Annotated in this window: 2 protein-coding genes and 1 pseudogene; all 3 read right to left on the reverse strand. The window is 72.7% G+C overall.

Features of this window, described 5'->3' with window-relative positions; all coding sequences use genetic code 11:
* Window positions 1-1,166, reverse strand: a pseudogene (locus I5G_RS16725) (VWA domain-containing protein); the annotation flags it as partial.
* Window positions 1,163-1,327, reverse strand: a complete 165-nt coding sequence (locus I5G_RS26020) for a hypothetical protein (protein WP_022880086.1) — start codon at window positions 1,325-1,327, stop codon at window positions 1,163-1,165. The gene I5G_RS26020 and the pseudogene I5G_RS16725, both read right to left, overlap by 4 nt.
* 36 nt (window positions 1,328-1,363) lie before the next feature.
* Window positions 1,364-1,576, reverse strand: a complete 213-nt coding sequence (locus tag I5G_RS16735; RefSeq protein WP_022880087.1) for a hypothetical protein — start codon at window positions 1,574-1,576, stop codon at window positions 1,364-1,366.
* Between the last annotated feature and the right edge of the window lie 95 nt (window positions 1,577-1,671).

A 1,671-nucleotide genomic window follows, 5' to 3' on the forward strand; every position in this document is an offset into this window, starting at 1 on the left:
AGGTCGGCGAGGTCGTCGCCGGCCTCCCAGGTCTCGAGGGGGCCGGGGAGATCGGGGACGGCCGGCTTCGGCGCCCGCTGCGTGAACGGACGGATCCACCGGGCGGCCTCCGCGCGGTACCACGCGGCCAGGACGTCGTCGGGATTCGTGTCCTGATACAGCTCGAGCGTGCGCGAGACGCCGAGGGTCTGTCCCTTCCCGTCGCTCGGGCCGTTCCCGTCGCCGGGGCGTGACGGCAGAGCGCCCTTCAGCCGCCGGTCGGCGAACACGCGACCGAGCTCCCCCGCGGACGCCGGCGCCGTGTCGGCGGCGCACGCGATCGGGACGCCCGCCATCTCGTCGTCGGCGCGGGGATCTACGAGGTACGGCGCGACGATGACGCCGAACCGCAGCGCCCCGGACACGGCATCCCCCGCGAAGGTCCGCACGAGCGCGGCGAGCGAGTCGGCATCCAGGGCCGGACGGGTGAGGGTCGCGGCCGCCAGTTCGTCGGCGACCCGCTGCGCGTCGCGACGCCGCTCGCGCAGCTTCCGCTCGGCCTCGCGGTGCTTCTCCGGGATCTGCTCGATCGGGACCTCGGGTTCGGGCGCGGGAAGCGCGGCCAGCGGCGGCGGCTCGGGGTCGCACAGCGTGCCCGCCGCGAGGTTCCACAGCAGTTCGTACGTGCGGAGGTAGACCCACCACAGCCGGCTGGGCGAGTCGCGCGACGCGCGGTACAGCGCGCGCGACAGGCGCACGATCCCGGGCTCGCCGGGTCCGTCGCGGCGGCGCTGGAGGACCGCGACCCGGGAGTTCACGAGGAGGTCGGTCCACAGGTTCGACAGCAGCGACAGATCGGCGTCGCGGATCGCATACGCTCCCGCCGCCTGCATCGCCCGGGCGAGCTGATGACGGATCTTCAGCGCGTCCAGGCGCGTGCTCGGCGCGAGGACGTGGTGGCCGAGCTCGTGCGCGAAGACGCTCTCCCACTCACCGGCACCGCCGAAGGCCGTGACCATGACGGGGTCCACGGTGATCGACGGCGGGAAGCTGAACCACGCCGGCGCCCCCTGCGCCGCGCCCGCGCCGGGATCGAGGACGGCGTCGTGCATGTGCACGCCCCACAGCTCCTGCGCGGACTCCCACGCCTCACGCGTCACACCCTCGAGCGAGGTCGTCGCGCTCATGCCGCGTCCGCCACGTGGATCCAGGCGAGGTAGGAGTCCGGGAAGGTGACGAGGGATGCCAGGCCCCCGAGGCCCTCCTCCGGCTCGTCGACCGCACGGAGCGGGGTCAGCCGCGACCCCCACACGTCGGCGTCGATCCGCCACGGGGCGGGACCTGACATGGCCCGGCCCGCGCGAGGCGGACCGGGCCGGTTCGATCAGAACGAGATCGAGGTGTCGATGAACTCGTTCGTGTACAGGTCCTTCGGGGTGTAACCGGCCGCGGGCGGGGTGCCGAGGTCGGTGTAGACCTTGCTGGCCTTGTCGAAGAAGTCCGCGAAGCGGGCGTCGTCGAAGTTGCCGTAGGTCGAGTCGGGGCCGTTGCCGACGAGGCCGAGGTCGACCTGCGTCTTGACCGAGTAGTCCGCCACGCCCTGCGTGTAGGTCAGCCGGTGTTGTACTCGTCGACGAGCTTCAGGATGAGGTCGTTCGCGGCCTTCGGGTCTTTGTAGTACGCGACGCCGGC

Source organism: Microbacterium sp. B19 (genome assembly GCF_000333395.1).
In the GTDB taxonomy this organism is placed as follows: domain Bacteria; phylum Actinomycetota; class Actinomycetes; order Actinomycetales; family Microbacteriaceae; genus Microbacterium.